The sequence below is a fragment of the Edaphobacter sp. FHG110511_03 genome (assembly GCF_059115365.1).
Window position 1 is genome coordinate 711,897 of the sequence record NZ_JBZYWL010000004.1, and the last position, 17,257, is coordinate 729,153.

The window sequence follows — 17,257 nt, forward strand, 5'->3', positions numbered from 1 at the left end:
AATTCAACCCTTTTACATCTTGATGGATGTTTCTAGCCGACGAACCGATAACCGGTTCCATGCACGGTGAGAAAGTATTGTGGTTGTTCTGGATCGGGCTCCAGCTTTTGACGGAGACGTACCAGATGCGTGTCCACCGTACGGGTAGTTGGAAAATTCTCGTATCCCCAAACCTCTTCCAGAAGACGATCGCGACTAAGCGTCTCGCCAGAATGACAGAGGAAATACTTCAACAGCTCGAATTCTTTGGACGAAATCTCGAGGGCCCTGCCTGATCGAAGCACGCGTTGACGACGCAAATCGACTTCCACGTCACCGAAGGAGTGTTGATCCTGATGTTTGGGAACAACTGCCGTGCGTCGCAGGACTGCCTTCACTCGCGCAAGCAGCTCGCGGATTGAGAACGGCTTGGTTACATAGTCGTCTGCGCCGAGTTCGAGGCCGACTACCTTGTCGAGTTCCTGGCCGCGGGCAGTCAGCATGATGATCGGGATGGAACCGCGTTGAGCGCGTAACTTCTTGCATACTTCTAGTCCGCTCATCCGTGGCATCATGACATCCAGGACCACAAGATCGGGAGATTCTTCCAGCGCACGCCGAAGGCCTTCGATCCCATCACCCGCTGTAATCACTTCGTAGCCTTCAAACTCGAAATTGTCTCGAAGTCCAGCCACCATATTGGGCTCGTCTTCCACGACTAGAATTCTCGCTGGCTTCGGTGCTTCAATCACCTTCGCTTTTTCTTGCTGTCTCATGCCGACATCCCTTTCGCCTGCTGCACAAGTGCAGTCTGTACCGGCAAAGTAATGATGAACTTGCTGCCTTGACCGGGCTCGCTCTCAACCGCAACTGCGCCGCCATGCGCCTGCACGATGTGGCGCACCAGAGACAGCCCCAGCCCGCTGCCCTTGGTCTCATGCACCAGTGGATCGCCGACTCGATAGAACTTCTCGAAGATTTTGGGCTGCTCCTTCGCGGCTATGCCGATTCCGTGATCGACAACCTCGAGGTTGACGCCGCCATTGTGCCGGTAGAGGTTTACGCCAAGGTATTTCTCTTTCGCCGAGTACTTCACCGCGTTATTCACCAGATTCAACAGCGAACGCGCAATCGCTTCGCGATCCACATACACCCGTGGCAGATCCTTGTCGATCTTCTGTTCGAACTGGAATCCGTTTTGTTCGATTTCAAAACGATACGATTCCAGCGTGCTCCGCACCAGATCAGCCACATCGGTTTCACGGAAGCTGTATTCTTTCTTGCCCGACTCGATACGAGAGAAGTCCAGAATATTGTTAATCAGCGAAGTCAACCGCTCACTCTCTTTGCGAATGATCTCGTAATATTCTTGACGCTTTCCCGGGTTGGAGAGGCGTCCCAGTTCCAGCGTCTCTGCGTAAAGGCGGATGAGTGCCAGAGGCGTTCTCAGTTCGTGCGAGACGTTAGAGACAAAATCGGATTTCAATTTCGCCAGTGCAAGTTCGCGCGCGACGTTTCGATAGGTGAGTAGCATTCCTCCGCCCATCAGCAGCGAAAGCGCCCCGAGGATAAGGAAGGCTGTCTGTACAAAATGATTGCTGATATTCGCAATCGTGGTTCCGCGCAGCTTAATTCCCAAAACCAACCCGGGAAAGACACCTTCAAAACTACGCTCTACTTCAGGCAAACCTCCATCCCAACGCAGCGAAGTCGCCAAAGGAGCGTGGTCCTTTACAGTTCGTACCATGATCACTGGTTGATGGGGCGTATCGTTTTTGTTCTGATCTGGCAGTACTTCGTTCAGCGCTTGCGGAAAAAACTTGTCCCTCAGATAGTCGGTATCGTAGACAAACCCCGCCAGAGCAGGACGGTCCGCACTCGAACCGCGAGGTATGAATAGCACCAAAGACTGATACTGCCATTTGTCACCCCTGGATACCCAATTGTCCCTAAGGTAGACGTGCCTCCCCTCCATCGCCTCGATCTTCTTCAGTTTGGTGATGTAGTCTTTGGCCTCCAGGTCAAACCAAGGTCCGATCATGGAGGAGAACTCCTTGCTTTCTTGACCAAATGCAGGTTCGTTCATTTGAGCAGGCTGAGATTGAGCCTGAACGTGGCCTTTCCCTGTCCAAAGAAACGCATGTGCGATATCGCTGTGTGAGGCCAGAAAAGCCTCGAGTTCGTCGCCTTGGCTCACGGCGGGGAATTTCGCCCTGTCTTCCTCGGCGATATCGTAAGCGTGGTTATCAATCCGCTTTTCGGCGATAGCCAGGACCTGTTGATGCTCCCGTTGAATGACAGCCTCGATGGCCTTGTTACGCTGTATGTCCCTAAGGTGCCATACACCGGCTACGACGAACGCAACGGCGGGCAACATAACTCCCAGCATGAACACCAACATGCGTGGGCGCTCAGACCAACGTCGAACTAGAAACTTCAACATAAGCGCGCTTTCGGAGAGGCACCCGTGCGCTGTAGGAGAAGCACCCCATGTCCATCGGATTGAAGAATAAGCGAGAACACTCGTCCATATGTCACAACAACGCAACAAATTGCAAAAAGTTGTGAACTTAGAAGTGATCCGGAAGGGCGCCGCGGGCTAAGATTTTCTACATCTAAACTCTTGATTCAGAAGCAACTAGTGCGTCATCCCGTTGTTGCGCGAATTGCCAACCAGAAATGTTGCGTCTCTTACTTGATGCAAAATCGCCGAATGCGCTCATTGAGGATCCGATGATGTACGACTTATGGCTTCCACGTTGTGAGAGGCATGAACAAAGCCCTCTCCCCTGGTCAGTGGGGAGAGGGCTTTCGAAGTTACAGCAGGTTTTAGCCGTCCAGATCAGCTGTAGTAGGCGCCGCCTTCTTGAAGTCACTTGGTGGGCGCACTGTCTTCTCACCGGGATAGGGCCGCTTGAACCCGGTGGACTGATACCAGTTCAAGTGATTGACCGTGTCCGGATCTTCTGCGTCGGGCTTCGTCAGCTTGCCGGCGAAGATCTGTGCCTTCTTTTTCATCCACGCTACCCTCAGCGCTTTGACCGAATTGCTGTCCGTTGTATTGCTGGCTGTACTCGTTGTAACGCCCTGGTCCAGCGGAACCTGGTTCGGTTCGTGAGTCCAGGGTTTGAAGTTCTGAGGTGGAGCCTGGTCTTCAACAAAAGCAGTCCTCATGGGTGACGCCACGAGGTCGAACTGGTTCATGGGCGGCAGGCCGAGGATCTGCTCGATGGTGCGGGTCATGTTGACCTGCGTGTAGTAAGTATGATCGGTGGGACCATTCTGTATCGTGTAAGGGCTAATGACGTAGCCGGGGCTGCGGTGACCATCAACGTGGTCGACGCCGTTCTGCGCGTCGTCCTCTTCGACGAAGATCGCTGACGAGTTCCACACTTTGCTGTGGCTAACATAGTCAACAATGCGTCCGATTGCCAGGTCATTATCGGCCTGTTCAGCATCAGCAGTCGGGGGACCACCGGTGTGATCGCACATGACCCAGAGAATGCTTAGCGCAGGTACGGTACCGGCAGCCTCATCCTTCTTGAAGTCTTGCAGCCACACATCTACGCGGAATTGATCGGGGATGCCCAGGTCAAAGAGCGGGAAGTTGGTGACCAGGTGATCGGCTACTGCAGGAAGTGAGGAGTACGCCTGGATCGTCTTGCCGTAGTACAGCGTATTCTCAAGTCCAGCTTCAAATTTCTGTGAGTCAGCATAGAACTGGCTCCAGCTTGGTTCGCTGGTTGATCCGTTCGGCTGCTTGTACGTATCGTTCTCGACATATTCACCGAAGATCTTTACAGGCAAACCCTTGGCTGCTGCTTCAGAGAACAGGAAGCCCTTGTTCTGATATGCAAGTGCATCGCCGGCGCTTCCGCCCGGATAGCTGCGGACCCAGTCCGGCGATTGGATATCGTCAGAGTAAGGCGCCATGCCCTCAGTAATCCACTGATGACCATCGGCCGACTGGCGGCTCGGGTCATAGAAGTTATCGAGGAGCGGGAAGCGCTTCACCAGTGCATGGGCGTTCGGCGTGTCCTTGCCGCCAAATACCGCCAGAGTACGATCGCCATCGCCAGAGGTCACGTCACCCAGAACCTGATCGTAGGTGCGGTTTTCACGAATAATCAAGAAGACGTGTTTGATCAGCGAGGGATCGCCGATCTTCTTCGGGATTGCCACTGGCGTGGCATCCTGGCTACCGCCGGAGGCTGCCTTGATGTTTTCTTTCAGATCCCAGTGGTTGTTCTCGAAGACCTTCTTGGTCATAGCCTCCAGCTTCTGGTTATTCGGCACGGGAACGATGCTGACGGTACCGTTGTCCTGGTGAGTGTTGTAGTCGGTAACTCCAAAGTCGGTCTCGAACGAATTGCGTGCGCCAATGCCCTTATCATTGGCAACAACGAGTACCTTTTGCGCTTCGTCCAGTACCACGGAGCTCGGTGCATAGGCTACTGGAATCATCCCCATGACGGGATTGACGCCTCGAGCAAGGTTGATCACACCGATCGCGTTGGCATTATAAAGCGCAACATACGCAATGCCGTTCTTCGCGTCGACCGCGATTGAGTTAGGGGCGGCTCCGTAGATCGAGTTCTTTCTACCAGGCAGCTTGATCGGTAGTCCGAGATCGATCGTGCGGTCCACTTGATTGGTGTCCATATCGACTACCGAGATGGTGTCGCTATAGGTATTGGCGACCAGCAGAGTATTTCCATAAAATGCCATTCCGGTCGGGTGAAGACCGGTCTGGATCGTGGCGGTCACCTTCATCTTCTTCAGATTTACCACTGAAACAGTACCCGTAATCGCAGCGCCAACCTGCGGGTCCGCGACGACTTCAGTTCCGGCCGAGTAAATCTGGAAGTCACCTTCCGTAGCGGCCCGTCCACCCTCGTTGCTGATGTAGGCGGTATTTCCGTTGCTTGAGATCACAATGCTGTGAGGAGCGTTGCCGACGCGGATCTGTTCCCCCTGCGTTGGAGTGGATGCGGTCAGGTCGATCTTGGTGAGAGTATTGTTCTGGTTCAGCAGGGCATAAGCGGTCTTGCTGTCCAACGAGACTGCGACGCCGCCAGGATAGGAGGTGCCGCCGGTCCAGAACGTGCCGCAGGGAACACCATCGCCAGCAGGACTGTTCGCAAAGCAATCAACGAAGGAACTGTTCGCTGGCACTTTGACCTGGGCGTTGTCCTGTAACAGGCCTTCTTGAGAAACATTGGCAATGGTAACGTTGCTGCTGTCCTGGCTGAAAACGAGGTACTTGCCGTCGGGCGAATAAGTGATGCCGCTATAGCTGCCGCTTGAATCGTGTCCGAATGGGATGTAGTTCTGTAGTACATCGCCGGTTTTGGTGTCGATCACCTCGACAGCCTGTGCTGCTCCCATAGTGAGAACGGCAGCGGTGTGATTCTTCTTATTCGGATTCAATGCGATAGCTTTCGCACGGACCCGGATGCCGAGATCGACCTGCTTTCCGGCTGGCGTAATGATCTGGCCATTGCTGACTACCCACGATCCATTCGTTTGCGGGCCAGTGGAGTAGGTTGGAAACTGTTGGGATTGACCAAAGAGCGTTGGAGCGCTCAGCATTGTCGCTACCAGACCGGCGAGCGGACGTAGACGGTCGAACCGAGAGTTGGTTCGGGGGGAGTTTCGAGACGTCTTTCGGGGCATATACCGTTCTTCTCCTAGAGCTTTTCATCGCTCAGCCGAAATCAGCCGTGCGACATTTGGGGTTGGAAGTAGAATCAGCAGCCGACTGCACACCATAGTTAAAAAATCTTCCAGACGGTGCGCAGCGGGCCTATGAACTGCGTATAGAAGCGAAGGTAGAAAGGAGTGCCGCACAGCAGCATGACAATGAAATTACAGATTTGTCATCTTGCCGGCGCCACAACTCGGGTGGGGGCCCAGTCAACAGCTCATTTCTTTCTCTTGTTGTTCTTCTCCGCGATCGAATAGCCAACGGCCAGCGCCTCGTTCGCAGTCATCGGATCGAAGCTGTGCGGTGTAGGAATCGACAACGACAACTCGTGTGCTCAAAGGAATTGTCGAGGACGCTGGTATTGATACAGCGTTAACATCGATGTCACGCGGCTCTAATGATTTCCCGATAATTACAGAATTGTCACTTTATCTATTCCAGTAACTTGAGCCTGAAAGACGACCGTAGTGGCAAACAGTGCCACGATACTCCCACTTTCTGTTCTCATTTTTTGGCACCCCATTTCCCCGCTGGGAGGCTGTATGCATCGTAGTGTGAAGCTTGATCTTCCGTTCGTCGGAAGACCATTTGAGCTTCGTAGTCTTTTCGTACTAATCGCATTCAATGCGTTCTTCTTTCTTGCCACATCATGCTTCGCACAGGTCGATCGCAGTGGTTTAACGGGCATCGTTACAGATTCCACAGGCCAGTTGCTGCCCCGCACTCGGATTACAGCCGTGCAGGATGCAACGCAACTGCGTCGGGAGACTGTATCTTCCTCCAATGGGAGCTACGACATTCCCGAGCTGCCGGTGGGCATTTACAAAATCACTTTCGATCATCCCGACTTCAAACCGCTGACATTTGTCGAGGTGAAGCAGGCGATCGGACAAACGCGCACTCTCAACGTAACCCTGCAGGTAGCGGGGCGCGAGGAGCAAGTGCAGGTTTCTACGATCTCAGAGCAGATCGACAGAAGCTCTGACGCGCTGGGAACACGCATAGAGAAGATTCAGGCGGATAAATTGCCGCTCAATGGCCGCAACTGGGCAAATTTGACTGCATTGGTGCCTGGTGCCGTCGATACCGGGGGCAGCAACCAGCGCTCGATTCGCTTCGTGGGAAGAGGCCGCGATGACGACAACTTTACGCTCGATGGAGTCGATGCGACCAACGTTATCAATCAGGCCCAACAGCCCTACGTGCGGCTTTCCATCCCCTTGGACACAATCCAGGAGTTTCGTATCGATTCAATGCTGGGAACCGCCGAAGCTGCTGCTACAGGAGGGCCGCAATCGGCCGTCACCTCTCCCTCGGGCACCAATCGGTGGCATGGAAATGTCTTCGAGTTTTTACGCAATAATGTTTTTGACGCTCGGCAGCCAGTACCTGCGACGACGACACCGCAGCAGCCTTTGCGTCTCAACCAGTTTGGCGGGTCGCTGGGCGGTCCTATCCGGCCCGACAGAACGTTTTTCTTTCTGTCCTATGAAGGATATCGACAACGCTGGGGATTTCCCCTTAGTGGCTACGTGCCAAGCCGTGCGTTCCGCGCCAAGGTCCTTGCAGATTCGCCCGAGCTGGAGTCGATCGTGAGTGGCTTTCCGCTCGGCAACATGTCCACCAGCGACCCCAAGATAGATCAATTTGTCAGCAATGGCACGCAGGTGGTGAACGAGAACTCAGCCATGATGCGACTCGATCAGCACTTCTCGGAAAAAGACACAGCCTACGTGCGCTTCAACTTTGACCGGGCTGTCAACACGCAGCCGCTGGCAAGCTCGGGCAATTACCTCGAAGATTTGCAGCAGCTCACATCGGCACCGGTGAACGGGGCCATCGAGTGGCTACACATCCTCAGTCCCTATCTAGTGAATGAAACCAAGGTCGGGTTCAACCGCGGCACGGCTAACACCTACGACATCAATCACACTGGCAGTCCTTATGCCGTGTCGATATCCGGATTTACCACGCTGAACAACAATCGCATCAGCACGGGCGTTGGAAACTCCTTTTCATGGATCGACAATCTGACATGGATCGACGGACGGCATACCTTGAAGGCCGGCGTGGAGATCCGGCGCATTCAGTTGAATCAGGGAAACACTCAGAGTGGAACCATCACCTACGCTTCAACGGCTGCCTTCGATACCAACAGCGTAAGTTCAGCTACTCTCAATGGCACACTGCCTGTCAACGGTCTCCGCAAGACCCAGTTCTACGGCTACATTCAGGACGAATTCAAATGGACGCCCAGCTTCAACCTGAACCTCGGGGTGCGTTACAGCTTTTTCAACATCTTTCACGAGGCGCAGGGACGGGCGAATCCATTCGACTTCGCTACATGCGGGCCGCAGGGATTCTGCGGCATAGGGGCCAGCTTTGGTCAGCCCAACTACGGCGATATCGATCCACGGATCGCGTTCGCGTGGGCTCCGGTAAAGAATGGAAAGACGTTGATTCGGGCCGGATTTGGAATTTATCACGAAGACGGACAGCTCGACGATCAGAACCTTCCTATCAGCAATGAAGTCTTTGCATACTCCTTGTCGAACAAAACCATCCCGAATCTCAGCTATCCCATCACCCCGTTCCTATCGGGTACCACCGGAATTGTCTCCCCCCGCGCCGACGACCGGCAGCGCAAGGACACCTACGTAGAGCAATGGGGACTCTCAGTGCAACATCCGCTTCCGGCAGAGTTCGTGGGTACGCTCTCCTATGTTGGAAGCCACGGTGTGAACCTTCTGACTCTCTCTGAAGTCAATGTTGTAAATGCAGCTACGGGAACTCGTCCCTATCCTAATTTTGGTCAGGTGAGTTGGCGTGGCAACAAAGATACCAGTAGCTACCAGGGATTCTCCGCTGCTATAAAGCGATCCTTTTCGCACGGATTCCTGTTCGCAGCCAATTACATGTGGTCGCATGAAATCGATAACGGCTCGAACGGCAGTGGAGATGGCGACTCACTGGTCCCTCAAAACGTAGCATGCTCGTCGTGCGAACGTGCCAGCGGCATCTGGGATGCGCGTCATGTTCTGAATGTCAATGCAATTTACGAGCTACCATTCGGTGCCCATAAAGCATATCTGAACCGGCCTGGCGTTCTTAGGGCCATCGCTGGCTCATGGGAGCTTACTTCAACTACCCAAGCTCGCACCGGTTTCCCCGTCAACGTGCTGGTGAATCGCTCTTCGGCAAGTGTCCCGGATGGCAACAGCACAGATCAGCGACCCGATCTCGTACCCGGCGTGTCCCTAACCCCACCCGGAGGAAAGAGCATCGCGCAGTGGATCAATCCAGCGGCATTTGCCGTGCCCGCTCCTGGAACGTTCGGTAACGCGCCAAGAAACCTTTTGCGCGGCCCCGGCGCATGGCAGGTCGATCTTGGCCTCGCCAAATCTGTTTCTCTGTCCGAGCGGGCGCATCTCGAGTTCCGCTCTGAGTTCTTCAATATCTTCAACCATCCGCAATACGGGCTGCCGCAGTCCGTCTTCGGTGTTCCCGGCTTCGGCAGCGTCATCCAGACAGTGAATACCACAACCCCCGTGAGCCCAGTCGGCTCTGGAACCCCACGAGAGATTCAGCTCGCTTTGCGGGTGGCGTTCTGATGTTCGCTGATGGATTCCTTGCCGCAGCCGCGAAGGCGGTCGCGGCAAGGATTGTGCACGGTGCGCAAAGGAAGAACAGAAGAAAGGGGATGTATCGCTCGCTGAAGGTTTGCTTCATCCTGTTCCTGATTACGACCGCTGCACGGTCTCAGACAACTCCGGATTTCTCTGGTCTGTGGGAGCAGGACAATGATCGTTGCCAACCGAAACGCACCGGAGAGGTCACACTCCATATTGAACATCACGAGGCTGAACTTGTTGTTGAAACATCGATTGCACATGTTTCTGCGCGTTCCAGGCGCGCAGTCCAGAAATACACGATCGATGGAGAAGTCTCCGTATCAACAGGAGCGGACGGAGACGAATTCCACACCAGGGTTATCCGTAAAGGCTCAAGCCTGATCTTCACTATCGAGGAGCATGAGGACGGAAACATTCTCCATTCGCGAGAGACGTGGTCTCTCATCGAGAACAATGCAACGCTGGAGAGGATCCGCGAACGCCCCAACGGAGAAAAGCAAGTTCTATTTTATCGACGCAGGCAAATCCCCGCTGAATGAGTCTCTGTAAGCGAAACTCGCTTCTTCTGCTAGTCCGCCGGACCCCACGCGGCAGGTATGTGCAGAGTCACGCATGTGCCATGGCCCGGTTCACTAGCAATCTCCACGCGGCCGCCGTGCAGCACCATGATGCTCTGCACAATCGATAGCCCGAGGCCGGTACCCCCTGACGCCTGAGACCGCGATTTATCGACGCGGTAAAAGCGGTCAAACACCTTCGGCAGCGCCTCTCGGGGAATGCCCTCTCCGGTGTCCGAAACTTCGATACGAATTGTTGTAGTATCCGCATTAGCCCTCAGCACCACCGCACCGCCCGGTGGAGTGTGGGCCACGGCATTAGCAATTAGATTCCCCACGGCCCGTTGTATGAGTGTGCGATCTAATTGGGCAAATACCGGTTCGACAGTCTGAGCTGCGGTGAGCAAGATGCCGCCCTCTGCAGCCGAAGCTTCGTAATACTCGCGCACGCCTCCCAGTAATTCTCCAACATTCACCGGCACACGATGTGGATGGGCCAACGGGCTTTCAGCGCGGGCCAGAAACAGGAGGGCCCCGATGAGATCGGATAGACGCACCGCCTCTTCAAGGCAGGACTCAATCACATCCCGGTACTCATCCACCGTTCGGGCCCGTGCCAGAGCCACCTCGGCTTCGCCGCGGATGTTATTCACTGGAGTGCGCAGGTCATGCGCAATATCGGCGGAAAATCTAGAAATTCGCTCGAAGGAGTCCTCCAGGCGATCCAGCATTTTATTAAAGGTGTGGGCCAGGGAAGCCAGTTCAACGGGATACCCTTCCGCCAGAATGCGCTCGCGCAAATTGGTAGAGCTAATATGCCGTGCGGTAGTCGCCATGTCTTCCACGGGACGTATTCCGCGGCGCGCAATCTGGTATCCCGCTACCGGGAAGATCACAAAGGCCCCCAGCATAATCGCTCCAAACCAGCGTTGGTAGCGCTCCAGCAAGACCTCTTCCTGTGAGACATCCACCGCAATCTGGATAGTGTCCGTATGGGACGGGGAGGAATTGACGGGCACTTCTGCGCTCGTCACGCGAAAGGCCTGTCCTCGCCGCCCGTTCATGGCAATGGCGTGGTCCGAGTGTTTTTGAGCCAAAGCAATGAATCGCGGCAGATCTAATTGTTCCGCCATTCTTGGCGTTGCCATTATTTGATTTTCTTTTTCGTCGAGAAGGCGAATATAGAACTGTTCATAGCGCCGCGCCGCTGATTCCAGTTCGACCTCTTCCCGCAGGGCGTCGATGTCGTTTGGCCGGTCTCGCAACATGGTGCGCAGCACATTGATCTTATCCGCAATAAACAAGTCAGTGCTTCGGTCAAGCTCTGAGACCAGCACCACATAGAGACTCGCGGTAGCAAAGAACACTGTGAGCAGGCCGGAAATCGCATACCCCGCGGTCAACCGAAAGGCCAGAGTGTCCCACCACTTTCCAGGCAGCGAGAAACTCCTAGTCACATTCCATGACATAGCCCGCGCCCCGTATGGTATGGATCAACTTCAGTGGAAATGGTTCATCTACTTTGGCGCGCAGTCGTCTCACATTCACGTCCACCACGTTGGTGTCGCTGTCAAAGTTCATGTCCCAGACCGCTTCTGCAATCAAAGTGCGGGACAGCACCTCACCAGCCCGCCGGGCCAGCAGCGTCAGGAGAAGGAACTCCTTGGGAGTCAGGTCCAGCCGCTGGCCGGCTCTAATTGCGCGCTGGCGCAGCAGATCAATTTCCAGATCAGCCATGCGGATATTTTCCTGGGCTCGAACCGGCCCGCGGCGCAACAGCGAGCGGACACGCGCCAGCAATTCTGAGAAGGCAAAGGGCTTTACCAGATAATCGTCGGCACCGAGCTCCAATCCCTGCACGCGCTCCCGTATCGAATCTCGGGCGGTCAGCAATAGGACAAGAGACCGCCGGTCCGATTCACGCAATTGGGCAAGCACATGCCAGCCATCCAAGCTGGGCAGCATGACATCCAGAATGACCAGATCGAACTCAGCCTCCTTGGCCAGATGGAGACCTTCAAAGCCATCTTTGGCGATATCGACGACGAAGCCCGCTTCATTTAGCCCTTTCTTGAGGAACTTGGCCGTTTTGACCTCATCTTCGATAACCAGAATTTTCATAAGAAATGGCTTTTGGACCAGTTGAATCGATGTATTCGCTGCTTGCCGGCTATTGGTTTTAAGACGAAATAGAAGCAGGCGAATCCCCCTTCTATTAGCTAATCAATATAAGGTTCCTAGAAGCGTTGACTGCGAGGAGAACACCAAATCAAGCAAAGAGTCATCAATGATTAAAGAAATGCCACAAGAAAGTTTTTAACGTTGTTAAAAATGGATGGTAGGAGGTCTCGAAATTGCGGATGATGTGCTTATGCGGTTATCCAACAGTGCTGCCGGCCAGTTGAAGAGAGCGACGCCGAGCAATCTAGCGGGCGGCGGCTTCCACAATATACTTATTCTTAATGAGCCGGGGGAGGTTTGGTCTCTATCTTGGAGGCACCAACAATTTCTTTAGGTCGATCCTCTTGACCTTCCCGGCATCGTCAGAGCACAGGCCACGTGGCGACGCGTGACCAACGACCTCGCTTAATAACGTTTATTGATGCTGCGCCAAAATGGAAGGCCTCCGACATCACCGAGGCCTTCCGACGTTTCGGTCATTAGTCGTCATTCTCCTTACCGTTCTTGCCCGATTCAGCGACATCGATCAACGGTCGGAAGCGATGCACAGGCGTCGGCATCGCCGAGTCCTTACCCTTGATGCTTTTCCATAGGATCTCGTTCAGCGCATACATCGGCGCGCGGTCCAGCTCTTTGAAGTTCATCCTGCTGCTCTCTTTTGCGCCGTAGGAATCCTTCGTATTCTTCGCATTCACATCGATCATCGGTTTGATCACGTTGAATGGTTTCACGGACGGCGTAGTGCCGAAAGACGCATACATCGGCATCGCCGCCGCATCGTACTGGCTCATCGCAGGTAGCCCCAACAGCAGCTCCATCGACCGCACCATCGAGCTCGTCGAGTACAGCGTGCTGTCCACCATGCCGCGCTTCACATACGGGCTGACCACTAGTCCCACCGTGCGCCGTCCGTCAACATGATCTGCCCCGTCCTGCGCATCGTCCTCAATGATGAAGATCGCCGTATTGGGCCAGTATCGGCTGTGGCTTACCGCATCCACCAGCTGCCCGATCGCATAGTCGTTATTGGCCACCATCGCCCGTGGCGTATAGGCTCCCGGAGCTGTGCCGCGCGTGTGATCTTCCGGCATGCTCATCACAATGTAGTTGGGCAGGCGCTTCATTGGATCCGGACTATCATGGTTCGAGTCGAACTCTTTGAAGTCCCGCAGGAAGACTGCGATCTTGTCCGTATCGCGGTTTTCAAGCCCAGCGCCATACTCTTTTGAGACATGTCCCACCAGCCCGTCGGATCCGGGCGCAGCCTCCATCGTCGCGCCGGTAGCCGTGCTCGCGCGCGCGGCGCTCTCGCCATACGAGCGATATGTCAGTCCCTTTCTCCGCGCAAGATCCCACAGATGTCCGGCCGAGGGAACCATCGCGTGCACGCCGTATGATCCAGCGCTGTGACCACCATACTCCGGGGGCCACTGCTTCTCGTTGAAGTCCGTCGCATACGCCGAATTGGACCACGAATGTCCGTCGACACTTACCTCGCCATCGCAGTAGAGGTTGTCCAGCACAACATACTCCTTCGCCAGCGCATGCTGGTTCGGAGTCACCTCCTCGCCAAACAGTACGAGCTTCGGATCGCCATTCGCATTCGGTATATCGCCGAACTCCTGATCGTATGTCCTGTTCTCCTTGATGATGTAAATAATGTGCTTGATCTCGCTGGCCTCTCCCACGTGCTGTGGAATGACGCTCGGCTCTTGCGGCATCCGCGCCTCTGCAAGCAGCGAGTCATGATACGGCGTATTCTCCGTCACTTGGCGCGTCCACAGCGACAGCTTCTCTTTTAGCTCCGTCACCGGCAGTACCTCGAGGCTACTCTTCTGCAGCGTCTTGTCGCTCTCTTTACCGAAGTGCGGACCATCGGGGTCCGGATGGCCCTCCTCTCCCTTGGCATTACCGATGTAAAGCGTGCGGCCTTGTTCTGTCAAAAGCAGCGCCGAGGGATACCATCCCGTCGGAATAAAGCCCACCACCGTGCTGTGCAAACGGTTCTCAATATGCGCCACCGCAATCGAGTTGTTGTCCGCATTCGCAACGTACAAGAGCTTGCGAGCGTCGTCGATTGCTAGGGCGTCGGGCGTGGAGCCCTCCGGAGCTAGCGGCGTCAGCGTCGTCGACAGCCGCTCCATAACCTCCAGCTTGTTCGCATCGATCACATACACCGTGTTGTCGTTCGAACATGCAACGAACAGACGTCCGTCCGAAGATAGTTTCATATCGTTCGGGTTTATCCCTACATGAAGCGTGCGGACCACCTTGTTCGTTGCCGTGTCAATCACGCTCACCGACTCGCTCGACCAGTTCGACACAAACAGGAGCTTTCCATTGGGCGTAAGTAGCGTCTCGTACGGCGTCGTCTCGACTGGAATTCGCGTGACAATCTGCTGTGTCTTCGCGTCAAATACCACGATGTCGCCCGGCCCCGTTCCCGTGCCGCGATTCGCCGCATACAGCAGATGTCTGCTTGGCAGATAAGCCAACCCGGACCACCACACCAGCTTAGGATCGATCGTCTCCACCAGTTTGCCCGTCGGCTGTTCGCTCAGCCTGCTGTTGGCATAGGTGAATGTGTAGATCGGCGCTACCGGCTCCGCCTTGTTCTTCGCCCCGGATGCATTCCCGCCCGAAACATACAGCGTACGGCCGTCCTGCGACCAGGCCATGCCCAGCCACGTCGACCGCAGCTCAATGTGCTGGAGATGCTTGTGCGTCCTCGCATCGAACAGGTCAATGCCATGTGGCAGAAAGCCCGAATTGACAGATACCACAACCTTACCGTCCGGCGAGGACACCAGATTCAGCACCAGATCGTTCATCTCCCCCACAGCCTTGCCGGCGGGTGTAATGCGCCAGCCGTTCGGCAGGTCGGAGCCGTCAGCAAAATGTTTGGGAAGCCGCCTTGTCTGCGAGCCTAGGACACGGTCCTTCACCGAGCCGGACGCTGACGTCTGACCATAGACAATACTGCGGGGCGATGATGAAACAAGTAGGAACGCACACGCTGCGAGCGAAGAAAATCTCAATCCGATAGACATCAAACTCCCCATAATTAACCGGCTTACGTGGGGCAATATAGCACTGCTCCTGCAATCGGAAGATAAAAAGCAAAATGGGATTTGTCGGGCATGAGGTAAATCGCTGGCAAAGCTTGGCTCTTGCCCCGGTAGCGGAAGTCCATCCTCTACCGAGCATCGGAACGGGATTATGAGTAACCCATTCGCCTTGACGAAAGTGGCAGTCATGCACCATAACACTGTTGTATGAAAGGGAGTAATCTTCTGGGCAGCAGTAGTATGTTCATTCTTGAATCGCATTGAGTGCTAATCTTCACAAAGGCGACGCGAGAGGTGTATAAGGCCGCGAATGAAGGTGTTAGCTCGTTTATACACACCAGTTTTCAATTACCAGGCCAGTGGCTCGCCCACTCTCACGAGTGCCGTTCGCCATGACTATGCGTCGCAAGACTGTGAGCGTGAGCCGCGATGAAGGAGTAGTACAACAGCTCCATCAGTTGGTGTTTCGTAACGGGGGACAGGTGAAGGGAAATCATGCTTCAACTACGCGTCGCCATTTTTTGTCTTCAGCAACTAGCCTGGTAGTTTCGGCGATCGTGTCGCGCGATGTGATGGCACAGATGATGACACCTGTGGACACGGGCGTCGAAAGCAGGCTCGCTCACGACCCGATGAGGCCACAGTTCCATCTGCTGCCGGCAAAAAACTGGATGAACGACCCAAATGGCCCGATCTATTTCAACGGTCGCTACCACATGTTCTTCCAGTACAACCCACACGCAGCAACTTGGGGTGATATGAGCTGGAATCACGCGGTCAGCAGCGATATGCTTCATTGGTCGCATCTACCGCTTGCGCTCACCCCGACGCCCGGCAGTCCAGATGCGTATGGATGTTTTTCCGGCTCCGCAATTCAGGTAGGCGAGCGTGTCTATGTCGTCTACACCGGCGCCAGGGAGAGCAGTCCGGAACTCGCTACAATTCGCGACGGATCGGACAAGATCCAGGAATCACAATGCCTGGCGTGGTCTGACGATCCCGCGCTCTTGAAATGGACCAAGGATCCCCAACCCATTGTGCCGCTCCCACCAGCAGGGATGAAGATTACCGGCTTTCGCGATCCCTCGGCATGGAAGCAGGGCGACTGGTACTACATGACGGTTGGTTCGGGTATCGCGAAGGTTGGGGGCTGTGTCCTGCTCTATCGCTCAAGGGACCTTAAAAGCTGGGAGTATATGCATGAACTTATTAGCGGCTCCTGGAATGGTAAGCCAACTGCGAATCCCTGTGACGATGGCGAGATGTGGGAGTGCCCCGAGTTTTTCGCATTGGATGGTGGCTACGTGCTTATCTACTCGACTCTGGGGAAAGTGTTCTGGCTGTCGGGCGTCCTCGATGAGGCAACGATGAAATTCCAGAGCATGAAAACGGGGTTGCTGGACCTCGATGCGTTCTATGCACCGAAGACGCAGCTCGATGTCCGGGGTCGCAGAATTTTGTGGGGATGGATTCCAGAGCGGCGAACGGAAGCTGCGATGCGAGGGGCTGGGTGGTCGGGCATGATGAGTCTTCCACGGGTGATGAATCTCGATAAAGACGGGACCGTTCGTCTACGGACTCTTCCAGAGACAGCGACATTGCGTGCGGGTGTTGTGCCGCGGGAGAAGGCACGTCCCGGAGTGCGTAGCGTTTTGCGGAACGCTTCAGGCGAGGTGATTTACTCGGGCATTAAGGGCAAGACCTTTGATTTCACGCTGAGCACAGATTCTGTGGAGTTATTGCACGTGAGCTACTCGGCCGAAAAGCACGCGTTTGTAGCAGATGGTAAGGATATTATGCTGGAGGCCAACGACGTGCCGATCCTGCATGTCTTCGTCGACGGCTCCGTGATTGAGTTAAACGTGAGCGAGCGCACTGGCTACACCAAGCGTTTCTATCATTCTGGCTCAACCGCCCCCGACATTTTAGTGCGGACGCACGAAAATGAGGCGAAGCTAACTGCGTGGCGGATTGCTCCGATTTCGCCGAACCGCCTTACCACTCCCGCATAAATTAGACGAAAAGCCAGGTGTCGTATGACGAGGGTCGAATTTTCTGCGTTCTATCGCAACTACATGGCATCGTGAATCTCCGAGGAAGGGCCGATCGGGGCCCGGGCAAAATTGGAGGCTG

Annotated in this window: 9 protein-coding genes; 3 read left to right on the top strand and 6 right to left on the bottom strand. The window is 54.9% G+C overall.

Annotated features, from left to right (window positions below; all coding sequences use genetic code 11):
• Positions 1 to 32 precede the first annotated feature (32 nt).
• The 3 genes from AC5S26_RS19655 to AC5S26_RS19665 form a co-directional block, all read right to left on the bottom strand.
• On the bottom strand, positions 33 to 755 hold the full coding sequence (locus AC5S26_RS19655; RefSeq protein ID WP_494186623.1) for a response regulator transcription factor: 723 nt from the start codon (positions 753 to 755) through the stop codon (positions 33 to 35).
• On the bottom strand, positions 752 to 2,380 hold the full coding sequence (locus tag AC5S26_RS19660; protein ID WP_494186624.1) for a sensor histidine kinase: 1,629 nt from the start codon (positions 2,378 to 2,380) through the stop codon (positions 752 to 754). Before AC5S26_RS19660 ends, AC5S26_RS19655 begins: the two co-directional genes overlap by 4 nt.
• Positions 2,381 to 2,808: 428 nt before the next feature.
• Positions 2,809 to 5,655 carry a bifunctional YncE family protein/alkaline phosphatase family protein gene (locus AC5S26_RS19665; RefSeq protein WP_494186625.1) on the bottom strand — a complete coding sequence of 949 codons (2,847 nt, stop codon included), beginning with the start codon at positions 5,653 to 5,655 and terminating at the stop codon, positions 2,809 to 2,811.
• A 573-nt stretch (positions 5,656 to 6,228) separates the two neighbouring features.
• Here AC5S26_RS19665 and AC5S26_RS19670 point away from each other — a divergent pair.
• Both AC5S26_RS19670 and AC5S26_RS19675 read left to right on the top strand, forming a co-directional pair.
• Positions 6,229 to 9,297, top strand: a complete 3,069-nt coding sequence (locus tag AC5S26_RS19670) for a TonB-dependent receptor (RefSeq protein ID WP_494186626.1) — start codon at positions 6,229 to 6,231, stop codon at positions 9,295 to 9,297.
• Positions 9,297 to 9,857, top strand: a complete 561-nt coding sequence (locus AC5S26_RS19675; protein WP_494186627.1) for a hypothetical protein — start codon at positions 9,297 to 9,299, stop codon at positions 9,855 to 9,857. The genes AC5S26_RS19670 and AC5S26_RS19675 overlap by 1 nt, the downstream gene beginning before the upstream one ends.
• A gap of 29 nt (positions 9,858 to 9,886) precedes the next feature.
• Here AC5S26_RS19675 and AC5S26_RS19680 read toward each other — a convergent pair whose 3' ends face one another.
• From AC5S26_RS19680 to AC5S26_RS19690, 3 genes are all read right to left on the bottom strand, one after another.
• Complete coding sequence (locus AC5S26_RS19680) at positions 9,887 to 11,344, bottom strand: heavy metal sensor histidine kinase (protein ID WP_494186628.1); 1,458 nt, start codon at positions 11,342 to 11,344, stop codon at positions 9,887 to 9,889.
• On the bottom strand, positions 11,325 to 11,996 hold the full coding sequence (locus tag AC5S26_RS19685) for a heavy metal response regulator transcription factor (RefSeq protein ID WP_494186629.1): 672 nt from the start codon (positions 11,994 to 11,996) through the stop codon (positions 11,325 to 11,327). The genes AC5S26_RS19680 and AC5S26_RS19685 overlap by 20 nt, the downstream gene beginning before the upstream one ends.
• A 539-nt stretch (positions 11,997 to 12,535) precedes the next feature.
• Positions 12,536 to 15,106: an alkaline phosphatase family protein gene (locus AC5S26_RS19690; RefSeq protein WP_494186630.1), complete on the bottom strand. Its 2,571-nt coding sequence runs from the start codon at positions 15,104 to 15,106 to the stop codon at positions 12,536 to 12,538.
• Between the two features lie 410 nt (positions 15,107 to 15,516).
• Between AC5S26_RS19690 and AC5S26_RS19695 the strand changes: the two genes are divergently transcribed.
• Positions 15,517 to 17,136 (top strand): glycoside hydrolase family 32 protein, encoded by a 1,620-nt coding sequence (locus AC5S26_RS19695; protein WP_494186631.1) that lies wholly within the window; start codon positions 15,517 to 15,519, stop codon positions 17,134 to 17,136.
• The last annotated feature ends 121 nt before the right edge of the window (positions 17,137 to 17,257 follow it).

Excerpts from the sequence above, each read along its gene's own strand:
- AC5S26_RS19655 (WP_494186623.1), bottom strand. The coding sequence starts at position 755 with ATGAGACAGCAAGAAAAAGCGAAGGTGATTGAAGCACCGAAGCCAGCG.
- AC5S26_RS19660 (WP_494186624.1), bottom strand. The coding sequence starts at position 2,380 with ATGTTGGTGTTCATGCTGGGAGTTATGTTGCCCGCCGTTGCGTTCGTC.
- AC5S26_RS19665 (WP_494186625.1), bottom strand. The coding sequence starts at position 5,655 with ATGCCCCGAAAGACGTCTCGAAACTCCCCCCGAACCAACTCTCGGTTC.
- AC5S26_RS19670 (WP_494186626.1), top strand. The coding sequence starts at position 6,229 with ATGCATCGTAGTGTGAAGCTTGATCTTCCGTTCGTCGGAAGACCATTT.
- AC5S26_RS19675 (WP_494186627.1), top strand. The coding sequence starts at position 9,297 with ATGTTCGCTGATGGATTCCTTGCCGCAGCCGCGAAGGCGGTCGCGGCA.
- AC5S26_RS19680 (WP_494186628.1), bottom strand. The coding sequence starts at position 11,344 with ATGTCATGGAATGTGACTAGGAGTTTCTCGCTGCCTGGAAAGTGGTGG.
- AC5S26_RS19685 (WP_494186629.1), bottom strand. The coding sequence starts at position 11,996 with ATGAAAATTCTGGTTATCGAAGATGAGGTCAAAACGGCCAAGTTCCTC.
- AC5S26_RS19690 (WP_494186630.1), bottom strand. The coding sequence starts at position 15,106 with ATGTCTATCGGATTGAGATTTTCTTCGCTCGCAGCGTGTGCGTTCCTA.
- AC5S26_RS19695 (WP_494186631.1), top strand. The coding sequence starts at position 15,517 with ATGACTATGCGTCGCAAGACTGTGAGCGTGAGCCGCGATGAAGGAGTA.